This is a genomic window from Phytohabitans maris (assembly GCF_031085175.1).
GTDB classification, from domain to species: Bacteria; Actinomycetota; Actinomycetes; order Mycobacteriales; family Micromonosporaceae; genus Phytohabitans; species Phytohabitans maris.
On the sequence record NZ_JAVHUY010000055.1, the window covers coordinates 17,045 to 41,777 of the forward strand.

Annotated in this window: 24 protein-coding genes; 13 read left to right on the plus strand and 11 right to left on the minus strand. The window is 72.8% G+C overall.

Translation table 11 applies throughout. The annotated features are described in order from the left end of the window. Positions 1-101 precede the first annotated feature (101 nt). From RB614_RS38270 to RB614_RS38290, 5 genes are read left to right on the plus strand one after another with little or no spacing between them, the layout of a single operon-like run. The gene (locus RB614_RS38270; protein ID WP_308717607.1) at positions 102-1,343 is read left to right on the plus strand and encodes a Tm-1-like ATP-binding domain-containing protein; all 1,242 of its coding nucleotides are present in this window, start codon (positions 102-104) and stop codon (positions 1,341-1,343) included. Positions 1,344-1,346: 3 nt separating this feature from the next. Next, a complete protein-coding gene (locus RB614_RS38275) occupies positions 1,347-2,174 on the plus strand; it encodes a phosphoenolpyruvate hydrolase family protein (RefSeq protein WP_308717608.1) in 828 nt (275 codons plus the stop codon). A 6-nt stretch (positions 2,175-2,180) separates the two neighbouring features. Next, on the plus strand, positions 2,181-2,606 hold the full coding sequence (locus tag RB614_RS38280; protein WP_308717609.1) for a cupin domain-containing protein: 426 nt from the start codon (positions 2,181-2,183) through the stop codon (positions 2,604-2,606). Next, complete coding sequence (locus tag RB614_RS38285) at positions 2,606-3,025, plus strand: cupin domain-containing protein (RefSeq protein ID WP_308717610.1); 420 nt, start codon at positions 2,606-2,608, stop codon at positions 3,023-3,025. Before RB614_RS38280 ends, RB614_RS38285 begins: the two co-directional genes overlap by 1 nt. Positions 3,026-3,027: 2 nt before the next feature. Then, positions 3,028-3,888 carry an NAD-dependent epimerase/dehydratase family protein gene (locus RB614_RS38290; protein ID WP_308717611.1) on the plus strand — a complete coding sequence of 287 codons (861 nt, stop codon included), beginning with the start codon at positions 3,028-3,030 and terminating at the stop codon, positions 3,886-3,888. A 311-nt stretch (positions 3,889-4,199) separates the two neighbouring features. On the opposite strand, the gene RB614_RS38295 is transcribed toward RB614_RS38290, so the two are convergent. The 6 genes from RB614_RS38295 to RB614_RS38320 form a co-directional block, all read right to left on the minus strand. Next, entirely contained in the window at positions 4,200-5,447 is a 1,248-nt protein-coding gene (locus RB614_RS38295) for a M20 metallopeptidase family protein (RefSeq protein ID WP_308717612.1), read from the minus strand. A 65-nt stretch (positions 5,448-5,512) separates the two neighbouring features. Then, positions 5,513-8,335: a glycoside hydrolase family 2 TIM barrel-domain containing protein gene (locus RB614_RS38300; RefSeq protein WP_308717613.1), complete on the minus strand. Its 2,823-nt coding sequence runs from the start codon at positions 8,333-8,335 to the stop codon at positions 5,513-5,515. Next, positions 8,332-9,156 carry an aldo/keto reductase gene (locus RB614_RS38305; protein ID WP_308717614.1) on the minus strand — a complete coding sequence of 275 codons (825 nt, stop codon included), beginning with the start codon at positions 9,154-9,156 and terminating at the stop codon, positions 8,332-8,334. Before RB614_RS38305 ends, RB614_RS38300 begins: the two co-directional genes overlap by 4 nt. Beyond that, entirely contained in the window at positions 9,153-10,049 is an 897-nt protein-coding gene (locus RB614_RS38310) for a carbohydrate ABC transporter permease (RefSeq protein WP_308717615.1), read from the minus strand. Before RB614_RS38310 ends, RB614_RS38305 begins: the two co-directional genes overlap by 4 nt. Then, positions 10,049-10,933 carry a carbohydrate ABC transporter permease gene (locus RB614_RS38315; protein ID WP_308717616.1) on the minus strand — a complete coding sequence of 295 codons (885 nt, stop codon included), beginning with the start codon at positions 10,931-10,933 and terminating at the stop codon, positions 10,049-10,051. The genes RB614_RS38310 and RB614_RS38315 overlap by 1 nt, the downstream gene beginning before the upstream one ends. Before the next feature lie 37 nt (positions 10,934-10,970). Continuing rightward, positions 10,971-12,248, minus strand: a complete 1,278-nt coding sequence (locus RB614_RS38320; RefSeq protein ID WP_308717617.1) for an ABC transporter substrate-binding protein — start codon at positions 12,246-12,248, stop codon at positions 10,971-10,973. A 209-nt stretch (positions 12,249-12,457) separates the two neighbouring features. On the opposite strand from RB614_RS38320, the gene RB614_RS38325 reads away from it, so the two are divergent. Continuing rightward, a complete protein-coding gene (locus RB614_RS38325) occupies positions 12,458-13,195 on the plus strand; it encodes an SDR family NAD(P)-dependent oxidoreductase (protein WP_308717618.1) in 738 nt (245 codons plus the stop codon). A gap of 14 nt (positions 13,196-13,209) precedes the next feature. Then, positions 13,210-13,614 (plus strand): carboxymuconolactone decarboxylase family protein, encoded by a 405-nt coding sequence (locus RB614_RS38330; protein WP_308717619.1) that lies wholly within the window; start codon positions 13,210-13,212, stop codon positions 13,612-13,614. Between the two features lie 563 nt (positions 13,615-14,177). On the opposite strand, the gene RB614_RS38335 is transcribed toward RB614_RS38330, so the two are convergent. After that, positions 14,178-15,050, minus strand: a complete 873-nt coding sequence (locus RB614_RS38335; RefSeq protein WP_308717620.1) for an SMP-30/gluconolactonase/LRE family protein — start codon at positions 15,048-15,050, stop codon at positions 14,178-14,180. A gap of 88 nt (positions 15,051-15,138) precedes the next feature. On the opposite strand from RB614_RS38335, the gene RB614_RS38340 reads away from it, so the two are divergent. The 6 genes from RB614_RS38340 to RB614_RS38365 all read left to right on the plus strand — a co-directional run bounded on the left by RB614_RS38340 (position 15,139) and on the right by RB614_RS38365 (position 20,785). Then, positions 15,139-16,869, plus strand: coding sequence for a dihydroxyacetone kinase family protein (locus RB614_RS38340; protein ID WP_308717621.1), 1,731 nt, complete (start codon positions 15,139-15,141; stop codon positions 16,867-16,869). A gap of 76 nt (positions 16,870-16,945) precedes the next feature. Further along, on the plus strand, positions 16,946-17,416 hold the full coding sequence (locus RB614_RS38345) for a ribose-5-phosphate isomerase (protein ID WP_308717622.1): 471 nt from the start codon (positions 16,946-16,948) through the stop codon (positions 17,414-17,416). After that, entirely contained in the window at positions 17,410-18,117 is a 708-nt protein-coding gene (locus tag RB614_RS38350; protein WP_308717623.1) for a triose-phosphate isomerase family protein, read from the plus strand. Before RB614_RS38345 ends, RB614_RS38350 begins: the two co-directional genes overlap by 7 nt. Then, positions 18,114-18,887 (plus strand): sugar phosphate isomerase/epimerase family protein, encoded by a 774-nt coding sequence (locus RB614_RS38355; RefSeq protein WP_308717624.1) that lies wholly within the window; start codon positions 18,114-18,116, stop codon positions 18,885-18,887. Before RB614_RS38350 ends, RB614_RS38355 begins: the two co-directional genes overlap by 4 nt. Continuing rightward, positions 18,884-19,738 (plus strand): phosphogluconate dehydrogenase C-terminal domain-containing protein, encoded by an 855-nt coding sequence (locus RB614_RS38360; RefSeq protein WP_308717625.1) that lies wholly within the window; start codon positions 18,884-18,886, stop codon positions 19,736-19,738. The genes RB614_RS38355 and RB614_RS38360 overlap by 4 nt, the downstream gene beginning before the upstream one ends. A gap of 36 nt (positions 19,739-19,774) precedes the next feature. Then, entirely contained in the window at positions 19,775-20,785 is a 1,011-nt protein-coding gene (locus RB614_RS38365; protein WP_308717626.1) for a LacI family DNA-binding transcriptional regulator, read from the plus strand. Positions 20,786-20,803: 18 nt separating this feature from the next. Here RB614_RS38365 and RB614_RS38370 read toward each other — a convergent pair whose 3' ends face one another. The 4 genes from RB614_RS38370 to RB614_RS38385 all read right to left on the minus strand — a co-directional run bounded on the left by RB614_RS38370 (position 20,804) and on the right by RB614_RS38385 (position 24,726). Then, positions 20,804-21,298 (minus strand): flavin reductase family protein, encoded by a 495-nt coding sequence (locus tag RB614_RS38370; RefSeq protein WP_308717627.1) that lies wholly within the window; start codon positions 21,296-21,298, stop codon positions 20,804-20,806. Next, positions 21,283-21,858, minus strand: a complete 576-nt coding sequence (locus tag RB614_RS38375) for an NAD(P)H-dependent oxidoreductase (protein WP_308717628.1) — start codon at positions 21,856-21,858, stop codon at positions 21,283-21,285. The genes RB614_RS38370 and RB614_RS38375 overlap by 16 nt, the downstream gene beginning before the upstream one ends. 9 nt (positions 21,859-21,867) lie before the next feature. Beyond that, positions 21,868-22,959, minus strand: coding sequence for an LLM class flavin-dependent oxidoreductase (locus tag RB614_RS38380; RefSeq protein WP_308717629.1), 1,092 nt, complete (start codon positions 22,957-22,959; stop codon positions 21,868-21,870). Positions 22,960-23,067: 108 nt separating this feature from the next. Continuing rightward, positions 23,068-24,726 (minus strand): ABC transporter substrate-binding protein, encoded by a 1,659-nt coding sequence (locus RB614_RS38385; protein ID WP_308717630.1) that lies wholly within the window; start codon positions 24,724-24,726, stop codon positions 23,068-23,070. Between the last annotated feature and the right edge of the window lie 7 nt (positions 24,727-24,733).

The following is a 24,733-nucleotide window of genomic DNA, read 5'->3' on the forward strand; positions in this document are numbered from 1 at the left end:
TTTCAAAACACTAGCGCACTGACTTTAGCTGACTGGTTGACACGTTTCAGAGTTGGTTACAGGATGGGAGTCGTGACCCTACTCATACCGCGGAGCACCCGGTGAGCCGGCCGGCCGTCGCGCTCGTCGGCACGCTGGACACCAAGGGCGCCGAGTACCAGTGGGTGGCCGGGCGGCTGGACGACCTCGGCGTCGACCCGGTCGTCGTGGACGCCGGGATCCGCCCGCCGGCGGGGTTCACCGGCGCCGTGGCGGTCGGTCAGGACGCGGTCGCCCGCGCCGCCGGCACCACCGTCCAGGCCCTGCGCGACGGGGACGACCGGGGCGCGGCCGTCACCGCGATGGGCGAGGGCGCCGCGGCGGTGCTGGCCGGGCTGGCCGCCGGCGGGCGCCTGGACGGGGTGCTCGCGCTCGGCGGCAGCGGTGGCTCGTCGATCGCCGCCCGCGCCGTCCGCGACCTGCCCGTGGGGCTGCCCAAGCTGATCGTCTCGACCATGGCCTCCGGCGACGTCTCGCCCTACGTCGGCGCCTCCGACGTGACGATGATGTACAGCGTCGTGGACATCGCCGGCGTCAACCGCGTCTCCCGTACGGTGCTGGGCAACGCCGCCGCCGCGATCGCCGGGATGGCCGCCGCGCACGCCACGGCCGCCACCGGAGCCGGCGAGGTCGAGCGGCCGCTGGTCGCCGCGTCGATGTTCGGCGTCACCACGCCCGCCGTCGACGCCGCCCGCGCCCGCCTCGAAGAGCTCGGCTACGAGGTGCTGGTCTTCCACGCGACCGGCTCCGGCGGCCGGGCCCTGGAGGCGCTGGCCCGTTCCGGCATGCTCGCCGGCGTGCTCGACCTCACCACCACCGAGCTCGCCGACGACCTCGTCGGCGGGGTGCTCAGCGCCGGGCCCGCCCGGCTCACCGCGGCCGGCGCCGCCGGTGTGCCGCAGGTGGTCAGCCTCGGCGCGCTCGACATGGTCAACTTCGGGCCAGAGGAGACCGTGCCGGCGGAGTTCGCCGGGCGCACCTTCTTCGTGCACAACCCCACCGTCACGCTCATGCGCACCACGGCGGCGGAAAACGCCGAGCTGGGCCGGCGGCTGGGTGGCAAGCTGGCCGCCGCGGCCGGCCCGACGGTGCTCGTGGTCCCGCGCGGCGGAGTGTCCGCATTGGACGCCGAGGGCGCGGCCTTCCACGACCCGGCGGCCGACGCCGCGCTCTTCGCCGCGGCGCTGGAGGCGGTGGCCGGCAGCGACGTGACCGTGCTCGACTCGCCCCGGCACGTCAACGATCCCGCGCTCGCGGTCGAGGCCGCCGACCGGCTGCACCGGCTCGTCACCAAGGAGGCGTGAGGCATGGACCGCGCGACCGCGCTCGCCCGGCTGCGGGCCACCGTCGAGGCCGGGCGGCCGGTGATCGGGGCCGGCGCCGGCACGGGCATCTCGGCCAAGGCGGCCGAGGCCGGCGGCGTCGACCTCATCATCATCTACAACTCCGGCCGCTACCGGATGGCCGGCCGCGGCTCGCTCAGCGGCCTGCTGGCGTACGGCGACGCCAACCAGATCGTCGTGGACATGAGCCGCGAGGTGCTCCCGATCGTGCGGGACACCCCGGTGCTGGCCGGCGTCAACGGCACCGACCCGTTCCGCGTCATGGGCCGCTTCCTCGACGAGCTGGCCGCGCTCGGCTTCGCCGGCGTGCAAAACTTCCCCACCGTCGGCCTCATCGACGGCGTCTTCCGGGAAAACCTGGAAGAGACCGGCATGGGGTACGACCTCGAGGTCGAGATGATCCGGCTGGCCGCCGAGCGGGGGCTGCTCACCGCGCCGTACGTCTTCGACGTCGAGTCCACAGTGGCCATGACCGAGGCCGGCGCCGACATCCTCGTACCGCACATGGGCCTGACCACCAGCGGCACGATCGGCGCCAGGACCGCGCTGTCGCTGGCGGAGTCGGCGGCGCGCGTGCAGGAGATGCGGGACGCGGCGGTGGCGGTCAACCCGGACGTCCTCGTGCTGTGCCACGGCGGCCCCATCGCCGAGCCGGACGACGCCGCCTACGTCCTCGCGCACACCACCGGCGTGGTCGGCTTCTTCGGGGCGTCCTCTGTGGAGCGCCTGCCGACCGAACGCGCCATCAAGCAGCAGGTCGCCGACTTCAAGTCCATCTCACTCCAGGAGTAACCCACGATGACCTCCGCCATCACCCAGCGCCGGCCCGACGAGGTCCCCACCCGCACGTTCGACTGGGGCACGATCAAGTGGTTGGTCACGCCGCACCTCGACGAGGGAGCCGGGCTCACCACCGGCGAGGTGATCGTGTACCCGTCACAGGGGCACGCGCCACACGTCCACCCCAACGAGGAGGAGGTCATCTACGTGATCTCCGGCGAGGGCGAGCAGACCGTCGGCGACGGGCCGGCCTTCCCCATCCGCGAGGGCGACGCCGTCTACATCCCGGCCAACACGCTCCACTCCACCTACAACACCACCTGGCGCCCGCTGCGGCTCGTCGTGGTCTACACGCCGGGCGGCGCCGAGACCGGGCTCGACGCCCTCCCCGACGCCCGCATCCTCGACCCGGGCGTGCCGCCCGCGTGGCGGCAGGCTCACTGATGCCGGTGTACGGACCGGGTCGCTGGCTCAACCCCGACGACCGTCCACAATGGTGCGAGGTGGCCGCCGCCGGCCGGTTCACGGTGCCGGTAGAGGGTGGCCGCTTCGACCGGCACTACCACGACGACCACGAGATCTGGTTCATCGCCGAGGGCAAGGCCCGCATCCTGGTCGACGGCGCCGAGCGCTACACGCGGGCCGGCGACGTCGTGCTCATCCAGGCCGGCGACCCGCACGACGTGGTCGAGGTGTACGAGACGCTCCGCGGCTTCTTCGTCGAGACCGGGCACCCGAGCGGCGGGCGGGTCGGGCACCTGCACCACGACCCGGCGGACGCGGCGGGTCACCCGGTGCCGGCCCGCCCCGTACCGGCCGACTTCCCCACGCCCGCTCCGGCGGCCCGCGCGACGGGGCTCTAGCGGTGCGGCTCGCGGTCACCGGCAGCTCCGGCACCCTCGGTCGGGCCACAGTGGACCGGCTGCGCGCGGACGGGCACGACGTGCTCGGCCTCGACCTGGCCGGCCCGCAGGGCAGCGACTTCACGAGGGTCGACCTCACCGACTACGGGCAGGCGCTGGACGCGCTGCTCGGCGTCACCGCGCGGCACACCGGGCTGGACGCGCTGGTGCACCTCGCGGCCATCCCGGTCAACGGCCTGGTGCCGGACGCCACCACGTTCCACACCAACATGACCGTCTCGTTCAACGTCTTCCACGCCGCCTTGCGGGCCGGCATCACCACCATCGTGTACGCGTCGAGCATCACCGCGCTCGGCTTCCCGTTCGACGAGCCGCCCGCGTACCTGCCGCTGGACGAGGCGAGCGAGCCCCGCGCCAACAACACGTACGGCCTCGTCAAGGTCCTGGAGGAGGCAATGGCCGCCCAGCTGGTCCGGTGGCGGCCGGAGCTCTCCATGAGGGCACTGCGCTTCACGAACGTCACCGGCCCCGGCGAGTACCGCCCCTTCGCCGAGCGCGGCCACGACCCGACCTACCGCCGCGTACTACTGTGGAGCTACGTCGACGCCCGCGACGCCGCGGCCGCGGTGGCTCTCGCGCTGGGCGCGGCCCGGCCGGGCTTCCGGGCCTACAACATCGCCGCCTCGGACACCGGCCTCACCATCCCGAGCGCCGACCTGGTCGCCGCCGCGTTCCCGGACGTGCCGCTGCGCAAACGGCTCGGCACCCACGAGACGCTGATGTCCATAGACAAGGCCCGCGCCGAGCTCGGCTACGAGCCCGTGCACCTGTGGCGCGCCGAGCTGGGTCTACCCCCCAACTGAGCCGGACAGATCCACCCCGGTCCGCGCCGGCGCCGGACCGTTCGCGCAGCCGCCAAAGCCATCTCTCGTCGTCGATCCCAGGCGGCTGCGGACGGGCGGCGCCCTTCGCAGACGGCTGGGCGGCCACAGGTGATCGACATCGTGTCGCGGAATCAGATCGTGGTACATCGCTGCCCCCAGAGGGGCACTCAAGTACCACGATCACCGGCTGGGCGCGGGGTGCCCCGTTCCTGCGCCCAGCTCCAGAGCTTTGGCGACGACCGCCCCTCCCCTCGGCGAGCGGGCCGCTGCCAGGGCGCCGGCCGATGGGTTTAGGTGCGCCTGGCGAGCCAGCCGGCCATCGCGCGGACGCCGTAGCCGATGGCGCGCTCGTCCGGGGTGAAGGCGCTGAAGTGCGGATAGCTGGTCTCGACGGGGGCACCGGGCGCGCGGACGCCGAGAAACGTGAACGTGCCGGGCATCCGGTCGAGGAAGAGCGCGAAGTCTTCGCCGCTGAACGGGATCGCCGCCTCCAGCGCGCCCACGCGACCGCGGCCGAACGTCTGGCGCAGGTGCCGCGTAAGCGCCTGGCCCTCCCGCGCGGGGCAGAGCATGGCGGGAAACGGGGCAGCCGGAAAGTCCACAGTGGCCTCTGCGAACGACCGCGCCAGGCCGTGGACGCTCTCGCGGATCTCGACGTACCGCTCCTCGGGCCAGCAGCGGTAGGAGAGCCGGACCTCGGCCTCGACCGCCTGGGCTCGCATGTAGACGAACCTGGCCAGCGGCCCGTCCGGGGTCTGGAGATCGGCGACGAGCCGTTCGAGAGCGGCGGGGGTGGCGGGCGGAGAAACGGTGCCGAGCGCGCCGATCTCGGCGGCGAGCCGCTGCGCCCGTGCCGGCGCGTCGGGGCCGGTGAGCGTGACGGTGCCGCGGTCCAGGCCGGGCAGGCCGAACCCGGACGTGGTGAAGAACTGTCCGACCGGGAACGGCCCGCAGTGCAGGCCGTGGATCTCCACCGGGCGGACGCGGGCGAACACGCCGTCGTCGAGCATCGCGGCGGCCCCGGCGAGGCTCTCCTCGGCGGGCTGGAAGACGAACACGACGGTGCCGGCGAGGCGGTGGCGCAGCCGCGCCAGGACCTCCGCGACGCCCACGCCGATGGCGGTGTGCAGGTCGTGCCCGCAGAGGTGGGCCGCCTCGGCGCCGGCGCCGCCGATCTGGTCGCCCGGTGGTACGGCGTCCATGTCGGCCCGGTACGCGACCGGGCGGCCGCGGCGGGCGCCGGTGAGGACGCCCACGACTCCATGGCCGCCCACTCCCGTGGTGACGGCGAGGCCGGCCGCGCGAAGGCGGGCCGCGACCATCGAGGCCGTGCGCTCCTCCTGGCCCGCGATCTCCGGGTGGGCGTGGATGTCGCGGCGCAGCTCGACCAGATCGGCGTCCAACCTGGACGCCACGGCGTCGACAGCTCCCTGGTCCAGCGGCCCGCCGGCGTACGCCGCTCGGGCCGGCATCAGTCCGGTGCCCGCCAGGCCGGCGGCGGCACCGAGGACGGCGCGGCGGGTGACAACATCTGGCATGGCTGCGAGTCTGTCGCGTTCCGGGCCGGGGCACATTGACGCTAGCCGCCTTATCGGCCGTAGGGTTAGCCCCACCCCGCGAGCCGTACGCGGAACGTGTACGGCCGGATCGGCAGCCGGTACCTCTGCGGCAGCGGCGGGCCGCACGAGGCGCTGCCCAGCCCCTGCTGGCCGTGGTCGACGTTGAGCCACACGCGTTCCGACGGCCGCAGCTGAGACGGCTTCGTGGCCCGGTCGAGGTCTTCGCTCGTCCAGCGCCGCGCGGTGAAGTCGAACCACGGGTCGCCCTCCACCCGCAGCCCCGGCTGGCCGTCGCCGGTCAGCTCCAGCCATCGGGTCTCGACGTGGTTGCCGTTCTCCTGCGGCCACGGGTACGGGGTCTGCAGCGCGTCGATCTCCGCGGTGAACCGCCCCACCCGGGCGGCCGCCCGGCTGTCCACGTACGACTCCCCCGGTCCCCGGCCGAACCAGGTGGCCCGGGTGAGGCCGGCCGGCAGTGCCAGGCGCAGGCCGAGCCGTGGCAGGGTGACGTCGTGGCCGCCGATCGGCGTATCCGTCCAGATGCCCTCCGGCGTGACCGTGACGGTGAGCGCCACCGCGCCGTCGCCGGCCGGCTCCCAGCACATCTCGGTGCGCAGCCCGAGCGCCTGCCCGGCCGGCCCGCTGCGGCCGCGCACCACGACCCGGTCGTCGCCCGTGCGGACCTCGTCGACGCGGTGCAGCACGCGGTCCAGCCCGACCGCCCGCCACGCCCGGGTGAGGTCGTTGCGGAAGCCCTGGCCTCGGTCGTTCTCCACCGGGGCGCGCCACACGTCGAGCACCGGCCCGCCGATCTCCAGGTCGCCGAGGCGCACGAGCTGGCCCGTCTCCGGGTCGAACCGGACACCGCTGAACCCGCCGCGCGGCCAGTCGACGGGCCGCGGCGGAGCGAGCTCCGCCTGGCCCCAGGCGACCACGTGTCCCGCCGGCGCCCAGGCGGTGTCGGCCGCAAGGACCGCTCGGACGGTGAGCCAGTCGCCATCCGGCAGCTCAGGCAGCGGCAGTGACGCCGAGGTCCGGGCCGGTACGTGCGGCACGGTCAACGTCCCGACCTCATGGCCGACTGTCCATTCCAGACGGAGGTGGGAGAGGTCGGCCATGTCGTACCGGTTGCGCAACCATACCCGGCCGTCCGCGATGGTGATCACGACGGGCTCGATCGCCTTCGCGTACTCCAGCAGGCCGGGTGACGGGGTACGGTCGGCGAAGAGCAGCCCGTCGAGGCAGTAGCGGCCGCCGTTCGGCGTGTAGTCGACGTCGCCGCCGTGCAGCAGGCCGCCGTCCGGGGCGCGCAGCCCGTGGTCGATCCACTCCCAGACGAAGGCGCCGCAGAAGCGTTCGTGCGCCTCCAGGATCCGCTGGTAGTCCAGAAGGGAGCCGGGGCCGTTGCCCATCGCGTGGGCGTACTCGCAGAGCAGGAACGGCAGCCCGCGCCGGCGTACGTCGTCCGGCGAGCCCGCCTCGACGCCCTCCGGGGTCGGCTCCTCCCCGCGCCCGATCGCGTCGAGCTCATCCAGCGACGGGTACATGAGGCTGGCGAAGTCGGAGTGGCGGTACGAGCGGTCGCGCTCGTAGTGGATGGGGCGGCTCGGGTCGCGCTTCCTGATCCACGACTCGAGCTCGCCGAAGGTCGCGCCGCTCCAGCTCTCGTTCCCCATCGACCAGACGACGACGCTGGGGTGGTTCTTGTCGCGCTCGACCATCCGCTCGATCCGGTCGGCGAGGGCGTCCCGCCAGGCGGGCTCGGCCGGCGGGTTTCCGGCCCAGCCGGCGTAGATGAAGCCGTGCGTCTCGATGTCGCACTCGTCGACGACCCAGAGCCCGTACTCGTCGCAGAGGCGCAGGAAGTCGGGGTGCGGCGGGTAGTGGCTGGTGCGTACCGCGTTGATGTTGTGCTGTTTCATCAGCACGACGTCGCGGCGCATCGTCGCGAGGTCCAGCGCCCGGCCGCGCTCCGGGTCGTGCTCGTGCCGGTTGACGCCGCGAAAGAGCACCGGCACGCCGTTGACGAGCAGCCGCCCGTCCACGATGGACACGGTGCGGAAGCCGACGGCCAGCGCGATCCGCTCGCCGCCGGCGGTCAGCGTGCCACGGTAGAGTCGGGGCCGCTCCGCGCTCCACGGCTCGACCGGCACGGTCACCGTCTCGCCGGTCGGCATCCGCACGCCAAGCTCGGGCAGCTCGACGATCCCCGGCCGGTCGGCGTCCACCCGCAAGGTGCCGCGACCGTCCAGATAGGAGGCGTGCACGAAGAAGTCGTCTATGGCCGAGGAGGGGCGGGCGAGCAGCTCGACGTCGCGGAAGATGCCGGGCAGCCACCACATGTCCTGGTCCTCCAGGTAGCTGCCGGAGGACCAGCGGTGTACCCGCACCGCGAGCACGTTTCCGGCCGGCCGCAGCAGCCCGGTCACGTCGAACTCGAACGGCAGCCGGCTCCCCTTCGAGTGCCCCAGCTCGGTGCCGTTGAGCCACACCCGGGCGCACGAGTCCACGCCCTGGAAGCGGAGCACCGCCCGCTCGCCGAAGGGCCAGTCGAAGCGGCGGCGGTAGTCGCCGGTCGGGTTCTGCGCCGGCACGTGTGGCGGGTCGATCGGAAACGGGTACGCCGTGTTGGTGTAGAGCGGGCGGTCGTACCCTTCGAGCACCCAGTGCGACGGCACCCGCAGCCGGTCCCAGCCACTGTCGTCGAGGTCCGGATCCGCCACGTCAGGGCCGGTGCCGGCGGCGGTCGGCGTGAGCCGGAAGGCCCAGTCGCCGTTCAGCGAGAGGCGAGGCGCGTCGGAGCGGAAGTCGGCGCGGGGTGGGAGCCGCCCCTCCCCCGGCGCGTAGGACTCGACATGGTCCGTCACAGCGCGGCGAGGAACCCGTCCGGGATGGGGTGGGACACGAGCGCTTCGAGGTCGGCCAGCTGCGACCGGCTGGAGACGCCGACCACCGTGGAGTCGATGTCCGGGCTGGCGAGCGAGAAGTGCAGGGCGGCGGCCGGCAGCGGCACGCTCCACTCGCGACAGAGCGCGGCCAGCCGGTCCACCTGGGCCAGCACCTCGGGCGCGGCCGGCCGGTACGCGTACCTGCCCGCGGCCCGGGCGGAGCCGGCGAGCAGCCCGCCGCCGAAGGGGGCCGCGTTGAAGACCAGCATGCCGCGCGCCTTCGCCGCGGCGATGAGGTCGGCGGCGCCGCGGTCCACCAGCGTGTACCGGTTGTGGGTGAGCAGCGCGTCGAAGGCGCCGGTCCGCATGTACGCCTCGACCAGGTCGAGCGGGCCGGCGGCGATGCCGATCGCGTCGACAAGTCCCTGATCGCGGAGCCCGACGAGCGCCTCGATCGCCCCGCCCGGCGCGGCCGCCTCGGCGAGCGTGATGGTGTACGGGTCGTGCAGGTGGTAGATGGGGAGCCGGTCGACGCCGAGCCGGGTGACCGACTCCTCGAACGAGCGCTTGACCCGGTCGCCGTCGAAGACGCCGGTGACCGGGTCGGCGTCGGCCTTGGAGAAGACCCGGACCGCCACCGGAGAGGAGCGCAGCGCCTCCCCCAGCACCGTCTCGCTGCGCCCCGCCCCGTAGGCGTTCGACGTGTCGACCTGCCCGAACGGTGAGCGGAGCAGGGCCAGCGCGAGGTCCACGTCGGACACCCGGGAGGCGCCGACCGTGACCGGACCGATCCTCGTCATCCCTTCACCGACCCCGCCGCGAGGCCGGCCATGATCTGCCGGTTGAGGAAGAGGTAGAGCACCAGGATGCCGAGCACGTTGATGCTGATCGCGGCGAAGAGTGGACCGTACTGGGTCGAGCCGTACTCGTCGCTGAACTGCAACAGTCCGACCTGGACGGTGGCGAGCTCGTCGCGCGTGGTGAAGGTGAGCGCGATGAGCAGGTCGTTCCAGACGCTGAAGAACTCGACCAGCGCGACCGTGACGATCGCGTTGCGCATCATCGGCACGGCGATGCTGACGAAGCCGCGGAGCATTCCCGCGCCGTCGACCGCCGCCGACTCGAAGATCTCCCGCGGGATGGCGCGCAGGTACGCGGCCATCAGGAAGACGGTCAGCGGCAGCCCCATCACCGTGTACGTGATGATGAGCGGCCACAGCGTGTTGGTGAGCCCGGCCTGGAAGTAGACGGTGAACAGCGGTACCAGGATCATCTGCCCGGGGATCATGATGCCGGCGACGAAGGTGAGCAGTACCGTGCCGCGGCCCTTCCAGACCATCACCTCCAGCGCGAACGCGGCGGCGACGCCGAGCACGATCATGAAGGCGAGCGCGGGCACGGTGACCAGCACGCTGTTGAGCACGTTGCGCCCCAGCCCGCCGGCGGCCCACGCCTCGGTGTAGTTGTCGAGGTTGAAGCTCTCCGGCAGCGCCCAGGTCGGCTTGCTGAAGAACTCGTCCTGCGTCTTGAACGAGCCGAGCACCAGCCACACCAGCGGGTAGAGCTCGGCGACCACGAGCAGGCCGACGAGGATCCGGACCGGCAGGCGGCGCAGCGTACGGCCGGCCCGCCGGCGTGGGGGCGGGGTGCCCGCGCGCGCCGCCCGTACCGGTACCTCGGTGAGAGTCGCCATCAGGCCCTCGTGATGTCGCGTCGGGCCGACCGGAACACCGCGAGCGTCACCAGCAGGCACATGACCGTCAGGACGAACGCGATCGTGCTGCCGTATCCGTAGTCGGCGTAGTTGAAGACGGTGCGGTACATGTACAGCGTCAGGGGTGTGGTCTCCCCGCCCGGGCCGCCGTTGTTGAGCGCGAGCAGGGTGTCGAAGACCTTCAGCGTGTTGTTGACGCTGAAGATGACCGAGGAGAGCAGCACGGGCAGGGAGAGCGGCAGTACCACGTGCCGCACCAGCCGCCAGCCCGTCGCCCCCTCCAGCCTGGCCGACTCCAGGGTCTCCTCCGGGATGTCGACCAGGCCGGCGTAGAGCAGCACCGCGTAGAAGCCCATGGAGCGCCACAGCTCCATGAGGATGGCCACCACGAACGTGCCGGTGCCGGTCGAGAACCAGTCCACCGCGGACAGGCCGGCCGCCTCCAGCCCGGAGTTGACCGGCCCGTCCTGCTGCCCGGTCGCGAACAGGCTGTTGAACAGCAGCGCGACCGCGACCGTGGGCAGCACGGTCGGGAAGAACACCACCGTCCGCACGAACGTGGAGGCGCGCCGGAGCACGAACACGTACAGCAGCGCCAGCGCGTACCCCAGGACGATCTGTCCGGCCGAGAGCACGAGCGCGTACTTCAGGGTGAACCACAGCGCCGAGCGGGCCTGCGGGTCCTCCGCGAAGCGGCTGAAGTTGTCGAGCCCGATGAACTCGAAACCGCTCAGCGGGTTGCCGGTGTAGAAGGTCAGCCCCAGCGACCAGAACACCGGCACCAGCTTGACGAGCGTGTAGACGAGCAGCGCGGGACCGAGAAGGATCAGTATCGCCTTCTTGTCACCCAGGACGCTCTGCACGTGGCTTTCCCTTCCGGACGGCGGTGCGGTGCGGGGGTCAGCGCGCCTGGTCCAGGTCCGCCTGCAGCGTGGCCATGTACTTGTCGGCGGTCATCTTCCCGGTGAGCAGCAGCGCGGCGTTGGTCTGCGCGTCCGAGGTGGTCTTGGCGTCCATGAGCGCCTCGAACCACAGTACGGTCTCGCTGGCCTTGCTCACGATCTCCTGCAGCTGCGAGGTCAGCGGTGGCACGTTGCTGACCTGCTGGTTGGTACGGAAGCCGGAGATCACGCCCTGATTCTGCAGCACGCTGCTGCCGTAGTTCTCGGCGACGCACTTGAGCCAGTCACCGACCTTCGGCGTGTACGACCTGGTGGCGAGCGCGGTCGCGGCGCCGGCGTTGGCCGGCCACTGGCCGCTGTTGCCCTGTCCGCCGCTCACGGTCGGGAACGGGATGAAGCCGACGTTCTCCGCACCGACCTTGTTCTGCTGGGGGTCGTTGAGGTTGGCCAGGAACCAGGAGCCGTTGTACGTCATGGCGGCCTGGCCGTTGAGGAACTGGGCGTTCGCGGCATCGGTGGTGCGCGAGGTGATCCCCTCGCCGAACAGTCCCGCCGCGCCCAGGTCGGCGACGGCTTTGGCGGCCGCCACGTACCGCGGGTCGGTGAGCTTGGCCTCGCCCTTCTGGATCGCGAGCATCGCGTCCGGGCCGAGGCTGCGGAAGATGTACATGCCGATCAGCCGGGTGATCGGCCAGCCCTGGCTGCCCGCCTCGGTGATCGGCACGACGCCGGCCGCCTTGAACTTCTCCGCGGCCCGCACCAGCTCGTCCCAGGTCTGGGGCGGCTGGACGCCGTTGTCGGCGAAGAGCTTCTTGTTGTAGAAGATGCCTTCGATGTTGTACTGGAACGGCAGCGAGGCCATCGAGCCGTACGCCGACTTCACCGTGGAGGCGGCGGCCGGCAGGATGTCGTCCCAGACCCCGAGGTCCTTGAGGGTCTGCTCGTAGTCGGCGATCAGCTTGCCCTTGCCCAGGTCGCCGTTGGGCTTCACCTGGGCGGTGCCGGCCACGAACATGACCGGCAGCGCGTCCTGGCTGGCCAGGAGCGTTATCTTCTGTACGACGTCGGACTGTGCGACGGTCTCACTGCTCAGCGGCAGGGCCTCTTCGGCCGTGGCGCACTGGTTCTTCGACAGCGTGGTCAGCTCATCCCGGATGATCGCGTTCTCCGCCGGGGTGAGCAGGCTGAACTTGTCGGGCGCGGAACCACCGCTGCCCGAACCGCCATCCGACGCACACCCGGCGAGCAGCAGCGCCGCCCCCGTTGCGGCCGTCACCCGGACGGCCCACCCGCGGCGCCCTGTCTTCGCTACCGACACGTTTCCTCCTCGTGAAGCGCGGCGGGACTTTGAAGCGTTTCAACGCGGAGGTTAGCCCCGTCACCAACACACTGTCAAGGATCTCACAAGTGCAGGGCATACCTCTTGCCACGGGGGCGCCGCGTAACATTCACTGGCGTTTGACAGGTTTCAAGTAACGGTTGGGAGTGACCGCTGTGCGGCTCTCGGGCAAGCGAGCCATCGTCACCGGCGCCGCGGGCGCGCTGGGCACCGTCATCGCCGAACACCTGGCCGCCGAGGGCGCCCGGGTCGCCGGCCTCGACCTCAACGCCGAGGGACTCGACAAGAACGGCGCCCTCGCACTGGCCGCGCCGGTCGACCTGACCGACTTCGCCGCGGTACAGGCGGCGGTGGGCACGGTGACCGACGCCTGGGGCGGCGTCGACATCCTGGTCAACGGCGCCGGCGGCGGCGCGGTCGCGTTCTTCCACGAGATGAGCTACGAGACCTGGACGACGCAGGTCGACCGCAACCTCACCACGGTCTTCAACGTCACCCGCGCCGCCCTGCCGTCGATGCTCGCCCAGTCGCACGGCCGCATCGTCAACATCGCCTCGGTCGCCGCCATCGCCGGCGGCCGCCTGGTCCGCGGCGCCACCGCGTACGCGGCCGCGAAGGCGGGCGTGGTCGGCCTGACCAAGGCACTCGCCATCGAGGTCGCCGAGCAGGGCGTGACGGTCAACTGCATCGCCCCCGGCGCCCAGGCCACGCCGGGCCGCGACCGCGACACCCCGGAGCGCCGCGAGGCCCTGCTCGGCCAGATCCCCACCCGCCTGCTCGGCCAGCCCGGCGACCTGGCCGAGACGATCGTCTTCCTGGCCTCGCCGGCCGCCGTCAACATCACCGGCGTCATCCTCCCGCTCGACGGCGGGCACTCGATCTGAAAGGCGTCTCTGGCGTGAGCGACCGTCTGAAGCAGGGCAAGCGCAAGTTCGAGGAGCTCTACGGCGAGGGCAAGGCCGACGGCCTGATCGCCATGCAGACCGGCCTGGCCCAGGACCTGGCGCGGTACGGCATCGAGTTCAACTTCGGCGACATCTACTCCCGCCCCGGCCTGACCCTGGCCCAGCGCGAAATGATCACTCTGGGCGCGCTGGTCGCGCTCGGCGGCCTGGAGCCGCAGCTCAAGGGCCACACGCGGGGCGCGCTCAACGCCGGCCTGACCCCGACCGAGATCCTCGAGACGGTCATCCACGTGGTCCAGTACTCCGGCTTTCCCCGCGCCCTCAACGCCATCCGCGTCGTGACCGACACCCTCGTCGAGTGCGGCGCCGAGATCCCCGAGCCACTCGGCCCTTCCTGAGAGCTGATATACCCCGGTCCGCCGCACCTGCGGACCGTTCGCTCCCGCGGGCACCGCTGCGGCCGGCGGCTCGCTGGCGCTCCCCGAAACCCCGACCTCCGCTGCCGGGTCCGCGGCGCAAGCCCAGAGGCCAAACCCGCACGACCCGGCTCGTGGACACGGCACGCTGCCTCCCGCCCCTCGGGCGTGCTTCGCGGCGCCTATCGAGCTGCCCCGCTTGCGCGCCCAGGCGCCGGCCGCCCGGCAGCTCCGCCGCTGAGGCCATTCCGCGCTGAGGTCGCCCGGCTCCCCGCTGAGGCCGCCCCGCCGCTGAGGCCCCCGCTCCGCTGGCCGGTAGCTCCAGCGTCGAGGTCGCCCCGCTCCACCGCTGAGGCCGCTCCACCGCTGAGGCCCCCGCTCCACCGCCCGGCCGCCGGCCGCAGAGGTCGCCCCGCCGCCTGGTCGCTCCGCCGCTGCACCGCTGAGGCCGCTCCGCCGCTGGGTCGCCCCTCTCCGCCGGCCGGTCGCTCCGCCGCCGGGGTCGCGCGCGCCCACGAGCCCACGCTCGTGCTCGGTCGCCCGACTCAGGAGGTGCGGCGCGGAGCAGGGCGGGTCGTGGTGCGGATGCGGTAGAGGCTCGTGGCGCCGGTGATGTAGAGGTCCTGGCCGGCGAAGCAGAGGTTGGAGACCACCTCGGGCACCGGGATGTGTCCCAGCCGCGACCCGTCCGGGGAGAGCACCCGCACCCCGTCGCCGCTGGAGGTCCAGAGGCGGCCGCGCTCGTCGACGCGGAAGCCGTCCGGGCAGCCGGGCGCGATCTCGGCGAAGACCCGGCCGCCCGCGCAGGAGCCGTCCGGCGTGACGTCGTAGGCGCGGATGTGGTGGTGGCCGTCCGGGCGGTGCAGGACCGAGGTGTCCGACACGTAGAGGGTGCGGCCGTCCGGCGAGAAGGCCAGGCCGTTGGGGTGGACCATGTCGGTGACGACCGGGGTGGTCCGGCCGGTGCGCTCGTCGTGGCGAAAGACGTAACAGCCGCCGTACTCGGGTTCGGCGACGTGGCCCTGCTTGTCCGAGATGATGCCGTACGGCGGGTCGGTGAACCAGATCGCCCCGTCCGCGCCGACCACGACGTCGTTGGGCGAGTTGAGGCGGTGGCCGGCCCACCGGTCGACGATCGTCACCACACCGCCGGCCGTCTCCCGTTCCACCGCGCGCCGCCCGTGCGAGCAGTGCACCACCGCGCCGGCCCGGTCGAGGGTGCGGCCGTTGACGAAGCCGGCCCGTTCGCGGTGGATCGTGGTGCGGCCGCTCGCCGGGTCATACTCGAGGATCCGGTCGTTGGGGATGTCGCTCCACCGCAGCCGGCCGGCGGCGGGCAACCACGCCGGGCCTTCGCCCCACCGCGTCCCAGTCGCTAACGTTTCAAGCTCAGCGCCGGGAGCGGTCAGTGCGGCCATGAGCCGAAGTATCGCAGGGATCCGGAGTGTTCCGGTAGGAGGACTCCTCCGCTATGCTTGACACGTTTCAAGTACGGAGGTGGCGCTCTTGACCCGCTTGGCAAACGACCCGGCCCGGTTCGCGGAGCAGTCCGCGGCGGGGTTCGCCCGGGCGTTCGGGGCGTGGGTGCGCCCGGTGCCGGGCGGCGTGGCGCGCCGCACCGAGGACCCGTCGCCTCGGGTCGCACTCGTGGTGGGCGGCGGTTCCGGGCACTACCCGGCGTTCGCGGGCCTGGTCGGGCCCGGGCTCGCGCACGCCGCGGCCATGGGCGACGTCTTCGCCTCGCCCTCGGCCCAGCAGGTGCACAGCGTCGCCCGCGCCGCCCAGCGCGGCCAGGGTGTCCTGCTCAGCTACGGCAACTACGCCGGCGACGTGCTCAACTTCGACCAGGCACAGGCCCGCCTGCGCGCCGAGGGCATCCCCTGCCAGACCGTCCTGGTCACCGACGACATCTCCAGCGCGCCGCCGGAGGCTCGCGCGCTGCGCCGCGGGATCGCCGGCGGCCTGGTCGTCTACAAGGTGGCCGGCGCCGCCTGCGCCGAAGGGCGCCCGCTCGACGAGGTGGCCCGGCTGGCGCGGCGGGCCAACGACCGCACCCGCACCCTCGGCGTCGCCTTCGGCGGCTGCACGCTGCCCGGCGCGGGTGAGCCGCTGTTCGGCGTACCGGCCGGGCGGATGGCGGTCGGCATGGGCATCCACGGCGAGCCGGGCATCGAGGAGGCCGAGGTGCCCACCGCCGCCGAGCTGGCCGGGCGGCTGGTCGACGCGCTGCTGGGCGAGCTTCCCGACGACCTGCCGGCGGCGCGCGGCGCCCGGGCCGTCGCGATCCTCAATGGACTCGGCGCGGTCAAGTACGAGGAGCTGTTCGTGCTCTACGAAGCGGTCGCCGCGCGGCTCGACGCGGCCGGCGTGCACATCGTCGAGCCGGAGGTCGGCGAGCTGGTGACCAGCCTCGACATGGCCGGCGTCTCGCTCACCATCTGCTGGCTGGATGGCGAGCTGGAGCCGCTGTGGCGGGCCGCGGCCGACACGCCCGCCTACCGCAAGGGCAGCCTCACCCCGGCCGCCGAGCCATCCACTGTGGACGTGACCGGCGAGCCCGTGACGCGTACCGGAGAGATAGTGAGCGCGCCCGACGCGGGCCGGCGGGGCGCCGCGGCGGTGCGGGACGCGCTGGCCGCCGCGGTCGGTGCCCTCGACGCGCACGGCGACCACCTCGGGCGGCTGGACGCGGTCGCCGGCGACGGTGACCACGGCCTCGGGATGGGGCGCGGGGCGCGGGCCGCGCTGGCGGCGGCCGAGCGGGTGGTGGCGGCCGGCGGCGGCACCGGCACCGCGCTGCGGCAGGCCGGCGAGGCGTGGGCGGACCGGGCCGGCGGCACCTCCGGGGCGCTGTGGGGCGTCGGGCTGGAGGCGCTCGCGGGCGTGGTCGGCGACAAGGCCGAGCCGGACGCGGCCACGCTCGCGCTGGCGGTGGCGGCGGCGACCGACGCCATCGTGGACGCCGGCGGCGCGAAGGTCGGCGACAAGACCATGGTGGACGCGCTGGTGCCGTTCCGGGACGCGTTCGAGGCGGCGGCGCCGGAGGGCGTGCGGGGCGCGCTGGCGGCGGCCGTCCCGGCGGCGGAGCGGGCGGCCCGGGCGACCGCGGCGATGCTCCCCCGGCTCGGGCGGGCCCGGCCGCACGGCGAGCGCAGCCGCGGCACACCCGATCCCGGCGCGACGTCACTGGCGCTCGTGCTCCGCGCCGTACTGGACACAGTGGAGGATCAGGCATGAGCGAACGGAGCGAGCGAATCATCAGGCACAGGGCGCTTGGAGCCTCATGCCCGCCCGCAGCGAAGCGAGGACGGGCATGAGCGAACGGTGGCGGATCGTCGTCGGCTCGGACGACGCCGGCTACGACTACAAGGAGGTCCTCAAGCGGGACCTGGAGTCGAGTGAGCTGGTCGAGTCCGTCGTGGACGTCGGCGTCGCGGCGGACGGGCGCACCGCCTACCCGCACATCGCCGTGGCGGCCGCCCAGCTGGTCGCCGACGGCAAGGCCGACCGGGCGCTGCTGGTCTGCGGCACCGGCCTGGGCGTGGCGATCGCGGCCAACAAGGTACGCGGCGTGCGGGCGGTGACCGCGCACGACTCGTACTCGGTGGAGCGCGCCGTGCTCAGCAACAACGCCCAGGTGCTCGCGCTCGGCCAGCGGGTGGTCGGCCTCGAGCTGGCCCGCCGCCTGACCCGCGAGTGGCTGACCCACCGCTTCGACGAGGCCTCCCCTTCCGCGGAGAAGGTGCGCGTACTCGACGGGTACGACACGGAGGCGCGATGCTGATCGGCGTCAGCCTCAAGCTCTACCTCGACATCCCGTCCACACTCGACTGGTGCGACCGGGTGCTGGCACTGCTCGCCGACCGTCCGGCCATCGTGGACGGACGGGTACGGGTGTGGGTCGCGCCGAGCCTGCCGGCGATCCCGCTGGTGCTCGACCGGGTGCGCGGCTCGGCCCTCGCCGTCGGCGCGCAGGACCTGTTCTGGGCCGAGCGGGGGGCGTTCACGGGCGCGGTCAGCGGCGCCGACCTCGCCGCGCTCGGCTGCCGGTACGCGGTCGTGGGGCACGCCGAGCGGCGCCGCCTCTTCGGCGAGGACGACGCGGTCGTGGCGGCCAAGACGGCGGCCGCGCTGCGCACCGGCCTCACCCCGGTGGTCTGCGTGGGCGAGCGCGAGCGCGGGCCGGGCGCCGAGCAGGAGTGCCGGCGCCAGCTCGACGCGGCGGCGCCCTCCGGCCCGGCGGTCGTGGCGTACGAGCCGGTCTGGGCGATCGGGGCCGCCGAGCCGGCCGGCGTGGACCGCATCGCCGCCGTCTGCGCGGCCCTGCGCGCCAAGGGAAACCCGGTCGTCTACGGCGGCAGCGCCGGCCCCGGCCTGCTGACCAAGCTCGGCGGTGCGGTCGACGGGCTGTTTCTGGGGCGGTTCGCGCACGACCCGGCGGCGCTGGCCGACGTGCTGGACGAAGCGGGGGCGCTCGCATCGTGATCGGCCTCAGCACGTACGCCTTCTTCTGGCAGCACTCCCCCCGGGTCGCCGAGCCGCTGACCGTCGAGCGGATGCTGGAGAGCACGATCGCGCTCGGCGCGGACGCGTTCCAGATCTGCGACCACCCCGAGGTGACCGGCTTCGGCGAGGCCCGGCTCGACGCGCTCGCCGCCCGGTCCCGGGCGGCCGGCGTGGCGCTGGAGCTGGGTACGCGCGGCACGGCGGTCGCGCACCTCGACACCTACCTGCGGATCGCGAAACGCCTCGGCGCCCGCCTGGTCCGCACGATGGTGACCGGGCCGGCCGCGTTCGACGACCTGGTGGCGGTGCTCCCCCGGTACGCGGCGGCGGGCGTGACCGTGGCGTTGGAGACGTACGAGCGGATGCCCAGCGCCGACCTGGTCGCGCTCGTCGAGCGGGTCGACCACCCCAACCTGGGCATCTGCCTCGACCCGGCAAACTGCGTGGCCGCGCTGGAGCACCCCGACCGGGTGGTCGACGCGGCCGCCCCGCACGTGGTCAACCTGCACGTCAAGGACTTCGCCTTCACCCGGGACGAGGGCTGGGTGGGCTTCCGCCTGGCCGGCGCCCCGCTCGGCGAGGGCGCGCTCGACCTGGACCGGCTCTTCGCCCGGGTCCGGCCGGCTGAGCGTGGGATCAGCCAGATCATCGAGCACTGGCTGCCGTGGCAAGGCGACGAGGCCGGCACGGTGGCGCTGGAGCGCCGCTGGACCGAGCAGAACCTCGCGTACCTGAGGAGGAGAGCATGACGCAGCGACGCACCATCGCGGTGATCGGCGCCGGCGGCAAGATGGGCATGCGCGTGTCGGACAACCTGGCGCGCACCGGGCACGACGTGCGGTACGTGGAGAACGCCGCCGCCGGCCGCGAGCGGGTCACCGCCGCCGGTCGGGCGCTGGCCGAGACCGAGACCGCGGTACCCGACGCGGACGTGGTCGTCCTGGCGGTACCCGACGTGGCGCTCGCGGCGGTGTCGGCCGCCGTGGTCCCGCTGCTGCGGGCGGGCGCCACCGTGCTGACGCTCGACCCCGCCGCCGCGTACGCGGGCGTGCTGCACCGCCGCGACGACGTCCACTACGCGGTCGCGCACCCGTGCCACCCCTCGGTGTTCCTGGAGCGGACCACGCCGGAGCAGTACGCGGACAGCTTCGGCGGGGTGGCCGCGCCGCAGGACGTGGTCGCCGCGTTCGAGGGGCCGCAGGCGGAGCGGGCGGTGGCCGAGGAGGTCATCCGCACCATGTACGGACCGGTGCTCGACCTGCACTGGGTCACCGTCAAGCAGCTCGCGGTGCTGGAGCCGACGCTGGTCGAGACGGTGGCCTGCATGGTCGGCGACCTGCTGCGCGAGGCGCTGCACGAGACCGTCCACACGGTCGGGGTGCCGGAGGGCGCCGCCCGCGCGATGCTGCACGGTCACATCCAGGTGGCGCTCAGTAATACGCTGCGCGGGGCCAACCCGTTTTCGGACGGGTGCCGCATCGCGATGGAGTACGGGCGCGAGAGCATCGTGCGGCCGGACTGGAAGAAGATATTCGACGACGCCGAGCTCGACCGGGTGATCGCCCGGATGCTCCGATTGGAGACCATGGCCACTTCGTAGGGCGGAGTCACGTTTACTAGCAGCATGGGGTTCGAGGTGCCGAGAGTAGGGATCCGGGAGGTCGCCGCGGCGGCCGGCGTGTCCATGGGTACGGTTTCGCATTTCCTCAACCACCCTGACCGGGTGTCGGCGGAGAAGGCGAAGCGCATCCAGGAGGCGATCGACCGGCTCGGCTTCGTCCGCAACAACGCCGGCCGCCAGCTGCGGCTGGGCCACAGCACCACGATCGCGTACATCGTGCCGGACGTGAGCAACCCCTTCTTCGCCACCATCGCCGAGGGCGTGGAGCGGCGGGCCGCGCAGGCCGGGCTCTCGGTGTTCGTGGCCAACTCCGGCGGCGACCCCGCGCGCGAAGACTCCTACCTGGACCTGTTCGAGGAGCACGGGGTACGCGGCATGCTGGTCGCCTCGCCCCGCGCGATCGAAGACCGGCTGGCCGCGATCCGCGGCCGCGGCACCCCCTCGGTGCTGGTCGGGCAGCGGGCCAGCTCGCCGGCCCAGCCCTCGGTCTCCATCGACGACGTGTCCGGCGGCCACACGGCGGTCCGCCACCTGGTCGACATCGGCTGCCAGCACATCGCCTTCGTCGGCGGCCCGCTCTCCATCCGCCAGGTCGCCGACCGCCTCCAGGGCGCCAGCGACGCGATCCGCGAGGCCGGCTCCGCGACCCTCGAGATCATCGCCAGCGAGCCGCGGGTCATCGCCACCGGCCACAAGGTCGCGGCCGAGCTGATCGGCCGCACCCAGGGGCGCCGCCCGGACGGCATCTTCGCGGTCAACGACCTGCTCGGGATCGGCCTGGTGCAGACCCTGGCCACCGGCGGGGTCAGCGTCCCGGAGGAGGTCGCGGTCGTGGGCTACGACGACATCGAGTACGCGGAGAACTCCTTCGTCCCCCTCTCCTCGGTGCGGCCGCCGCACGAGGACTTCGGCGTGGCGGCGATCGACCTGCTGCTGGCGGTGCTCGGCGAGACCCAGCCGCCCCCGGAAAACCACCTGGTCTTCACCCCGGACCTGGTGGTCCGCCGCAGCACGGCCCGCGGCTAGCGCGGTCACCGCACGGGTTCAGGCGGCCAGCCGGCCGTACGCGCCGCGGAAGTAGAGCAGCGGCTCGGTCGCGCCGCTGTGCTCCAGCGAGAGGACCCGCCCGATCGTCAGGAAGTGGTCGCCGGCCTCGTGCTCGGCCACCGTGGCGCACTCCACCCAGGCCAGTACCCCGTCGAGGATCGGGCTGCCGGTACGGCCGGCCGGCTGCCAGGAGACGCCCCGCCACTTGTCCTCGCCGCTGCGGGCGAACGCGGTCGAGAGCCGCTCCTGCCCGTGCGCCAGGATGTTGATGCAGAACGACTGCGCCCGCCGGATCGCCGGGTAGCTCTTCGACGTACGCGCGCTGGAGAACGCGACCAGCGGCGGATCCAGCGAGACGCTGAAGAACGACTGGCAGGTGAGCCCGGCCGGGGTGCCGTCGGCGACCGCCGTGACCACCGTGATGCCGGAGCAGAAGTGACCCAGCACCTGCCGGAAGGTGGCCGGCGAGATCTCGGTCAGCTCGTCGGCCATCGATCGCCCTTCCCCCGCGCCTCCGCGTCGCCGGAACCCGCGACCGGGCCACCGCAGCGGGCGGCCGCGGCGCCGAGCAGCGCGGCCCGGTTGGCGCCGGTCCAGGTCTTGACGGTGGCGTCCAGTTCGGACAGTTGGGCCATGGTGACGTACAGGCCGCGGGTGGGTACGCTCGCGCCGAGCTCGACGAGCAGCGGGCGCAGGTACGCGTCAGGGGCCATCGAGTGCGCCGGCGAGCCGCCGGTCATGACCGGGATCGCGACCACGCCGGCGAGCCCGTCCGTCGGGTACCGGTCGAGGAACGCCTTGAGCAGCCCGGTGTACGTGGCCTTGTAGGTCGGGGAGGCGACCACCACGAGGTCGCTGCCGGCCACCTCGGCCGTACACCGGTCCAGCTCGGCGCAGGGCCACTGAAACATCGACGCCGCCAGGTCGGCCAGGTCGAAGACCTCGCCCCGGTCCGCGCCGGTGACCTCGGCGACCGCGCCGGCCACCGCCTCGGCGACACGCCGGGTACGCGAGCCCGGGTTCGGGTTGCCGACCAGCACGCTGATCTTCATGTCGCCCCCTCAGTCGAGCGCCAGCGCGGCGCCGGGCAGGCCGTGGCGGGCCAGCTGCGGGAGGATGGCCTCGCCGAGCGCCGCCAGGTCGCCGATGAAGTCCGGCATGATGAAGACCGCGCCGTCGATCCGGCCGGCCTCGATGATGTCGGCGAGCTGCTCGGCGATCGTGTCGGCCGAGCCGCACAGGGTGCCGGTGCTCACCGCGGTCGTCTTCTCCCACTCGGCCCGCCGCGCCTCGAACTCGGCCTTGTCCCAGGCCGCGTTGCCGTGCTCGGCGAACATCCGGGCCATCGTCTCGGTGTCCCGGCCGGCGTTGTAGAGGTCCAGGCGGCGCTGCGCGTCGGCGTCCGTCTCCCCCGGGATGACCATGAAGACGCAGTACGTCTTGAGCGGCGAGCCGACCTCCTCGGCGATCCGCTTGGCCCGGGTACCCACCTCGATCATCGACTCCCGGGAGGTGCCCTCGAACAGGCAGCCGTCGAGCATCTCGGCGGTGAACCGCAGCCCGATGTCGGAGACCGCGGCGCAGATCATCGGCGGCGGGCCGGCGGCCGGCTTCGGTTTGGACTGGCAGTCCTTGAGGGTGAAGAACTCGCCGTCGAAGTCCACGCCGTCCTCGGTCCAGAGCAGCTTGCAGACGGTGACCCACTCGCGGGCGCGCCGGTACTTGTCCGGGTTGCTCAGCGACGCGCCGAGCCCCATCTGCGTCTCGGAGGCGCGGTTGCCGCCGGCCACGATGTTGAGCCCGGTCCGGCCGCCGCTGATCTGGTCGGCGGTGGCGATCATCTTCGCGAGTACCGCCGGGTGGAACGTCGCGGTGTTGCAGGTGGACCAGACCCCGATCCGCTCGGTGGCGGCGGCCAGCCCGGCGGTGGTGGTCAGCGACTCGAGGTTGACCTCGAAGTGGTGGCTCGGCCCGGCGTACCCGCGCCACACCGCCTGGGAGAGGGTGAAGTCGAAGCCCAGCCGCTCGGCCAGCCGGGTCACCTCCAGGTTGTACGCGTAGCTGCCGTCGAGCTCCGGGGTGGTCGTCGAGGGGATCCAGCCGCCGCTGCTCACCGGCAGGAACACGCCGTACTCGACCGTCCGTGTGGGCATGTGCTCTCCTTGTCCGTTTCGGCCCCGCCGGGCGGTGTGGGGTTTGGTCCCGCGGGGCGGTGTGGGTTTCGGCCCGCGGGGCGGCCGCCACCGCCCCGCGGGGAGGTGTCACTTCTTCCAGCCCAGCGTCCAGAAGCGGGTGTGCGAGTCGTTGGTGAACGACATCCCGGTCAGCGCCGGGTTGAGCGCCACCGTGCGGCCGGTGATGGCCAGCGGGATCGTCGGCACGTCCGTGGCGATGGTCCGCTGCACCTGCTCGTACGCGGCGGCGCGGGCGGCCGGGTCCGGGTCGAACCGGTGCGCGGCGTGCAGACCGTCCACTGTGGCGTTGCTGTAGTGCGTCCAGTTGCTCGATCCGCCGGTCTTGAACGGCGTGTCGGTGCTCGGGTCCGGGTCGTCCAGCCAGATCACGCTGCTGCTCAGCAACAGCCCGTGCTGGCCGCTGCGCGCCTTCTTGACCCGGGCCGTACGCTGCTCGGCGAACTGCGTGGTCGGCTGCGGGCTCGCCTCCACCGTGATGCCCACCTGGCCGAGCGCGTCCTTGACCAGCAGGGCGACGTCCTCGTTGTACACGACGCCGGAGTCGTAGAACAGCGGCAGCGTCAGCCCGGTCACGCCCGCCTCGGCGAGCAGCTGCTTGGCCTTGTCCACATTTGTGGTGTACTGCTCCCAGGCCGGCACGTACCCGGGCGACTTCGGGTTGACGTACGACATCGCCCGCTCGCCCCGGCCGGCCAGCGCCACCTTGAGGATCTGGTCGTACGGCATGGCGTACGCGATGGCCTGCCGCACCCGCACGTCCGCGAGCGCCTCGTCGTCGGTGGCCAGGTGCACCGAGACGATGTTCGGGATCGGCTGGTTCAGCACCGTGTACCCGCTGCTGTCCAGCTCGTCGAAGGCGCGCGGGGTGAGGCCGCTGGCGGCCAAGTCGATGTCCCCGCCCTTCATCAGCGCGACGATGTCGGCGCTGCTGGTGACCCGCAGGACCACCTTCTTGATCTCGGGCTGCTCACCCCAGTAGCCGGGCACCGCCTGCAGGACGGTCTGCTGGTTGGGCGTCCGCTCGGCCACGTAGTACGGCCCGGTGCCGGCGACGTTTTCGGCGAGCCACTTGGCCGCCCACGGGTCGTCGGCGGTGGCCTTGGACTTCACCGTCTTGGAGTCCAGGATGCCGAACTGCGGGAACCGCATCGAGGGGAGCGAGGCGGGCAGCAGCATCGGCTCGCCCGAGGCGTTCGTGAACGAGATCTTCACGGTCGCCGGGTCGACGACGGTGACCTGCTTGACCGGGTCGAAGATGCCGGCCAGGTTGGCGTTGAACGCGCCGAACCCGCCCGGTACCGCGACCGTCCGCTCGAAGCTGTACTTGACGTCGTCGGCGGTGAGCGGGTTGCCGCTGGGGTGAAACTTCACGCCCTGCCGCAGGTGGAACGTGATGCTGGCGCCGTCGACGTCCCACGAGGTGGCCAGGGCCGGCGCGACCTCCAGCCCGTCCCAGGTCAGCGAGCCGTCGGACTGCGGCACCAGCTTGTACCGCACCAGCGGCTCGTACACGTTGACCGACAGCTCGCGGTTCCACTCCACCAGGCTGAACGGCGGGTCCATGCTGTTCAGGTCGCCGGTCCAGGCCACCACCAGCTGGTCCTTGACCTGCCCGGCATCGGCCTGCTCGCCGTCGTCGGAGCCGCCGCACGCGGCCGCGGCGAGAGTAAGGGGTAGCACGGCGGCGAGCAGCCGCCGGCGCCACCGCCGATCGTTCGTCGTCATCTGGTCC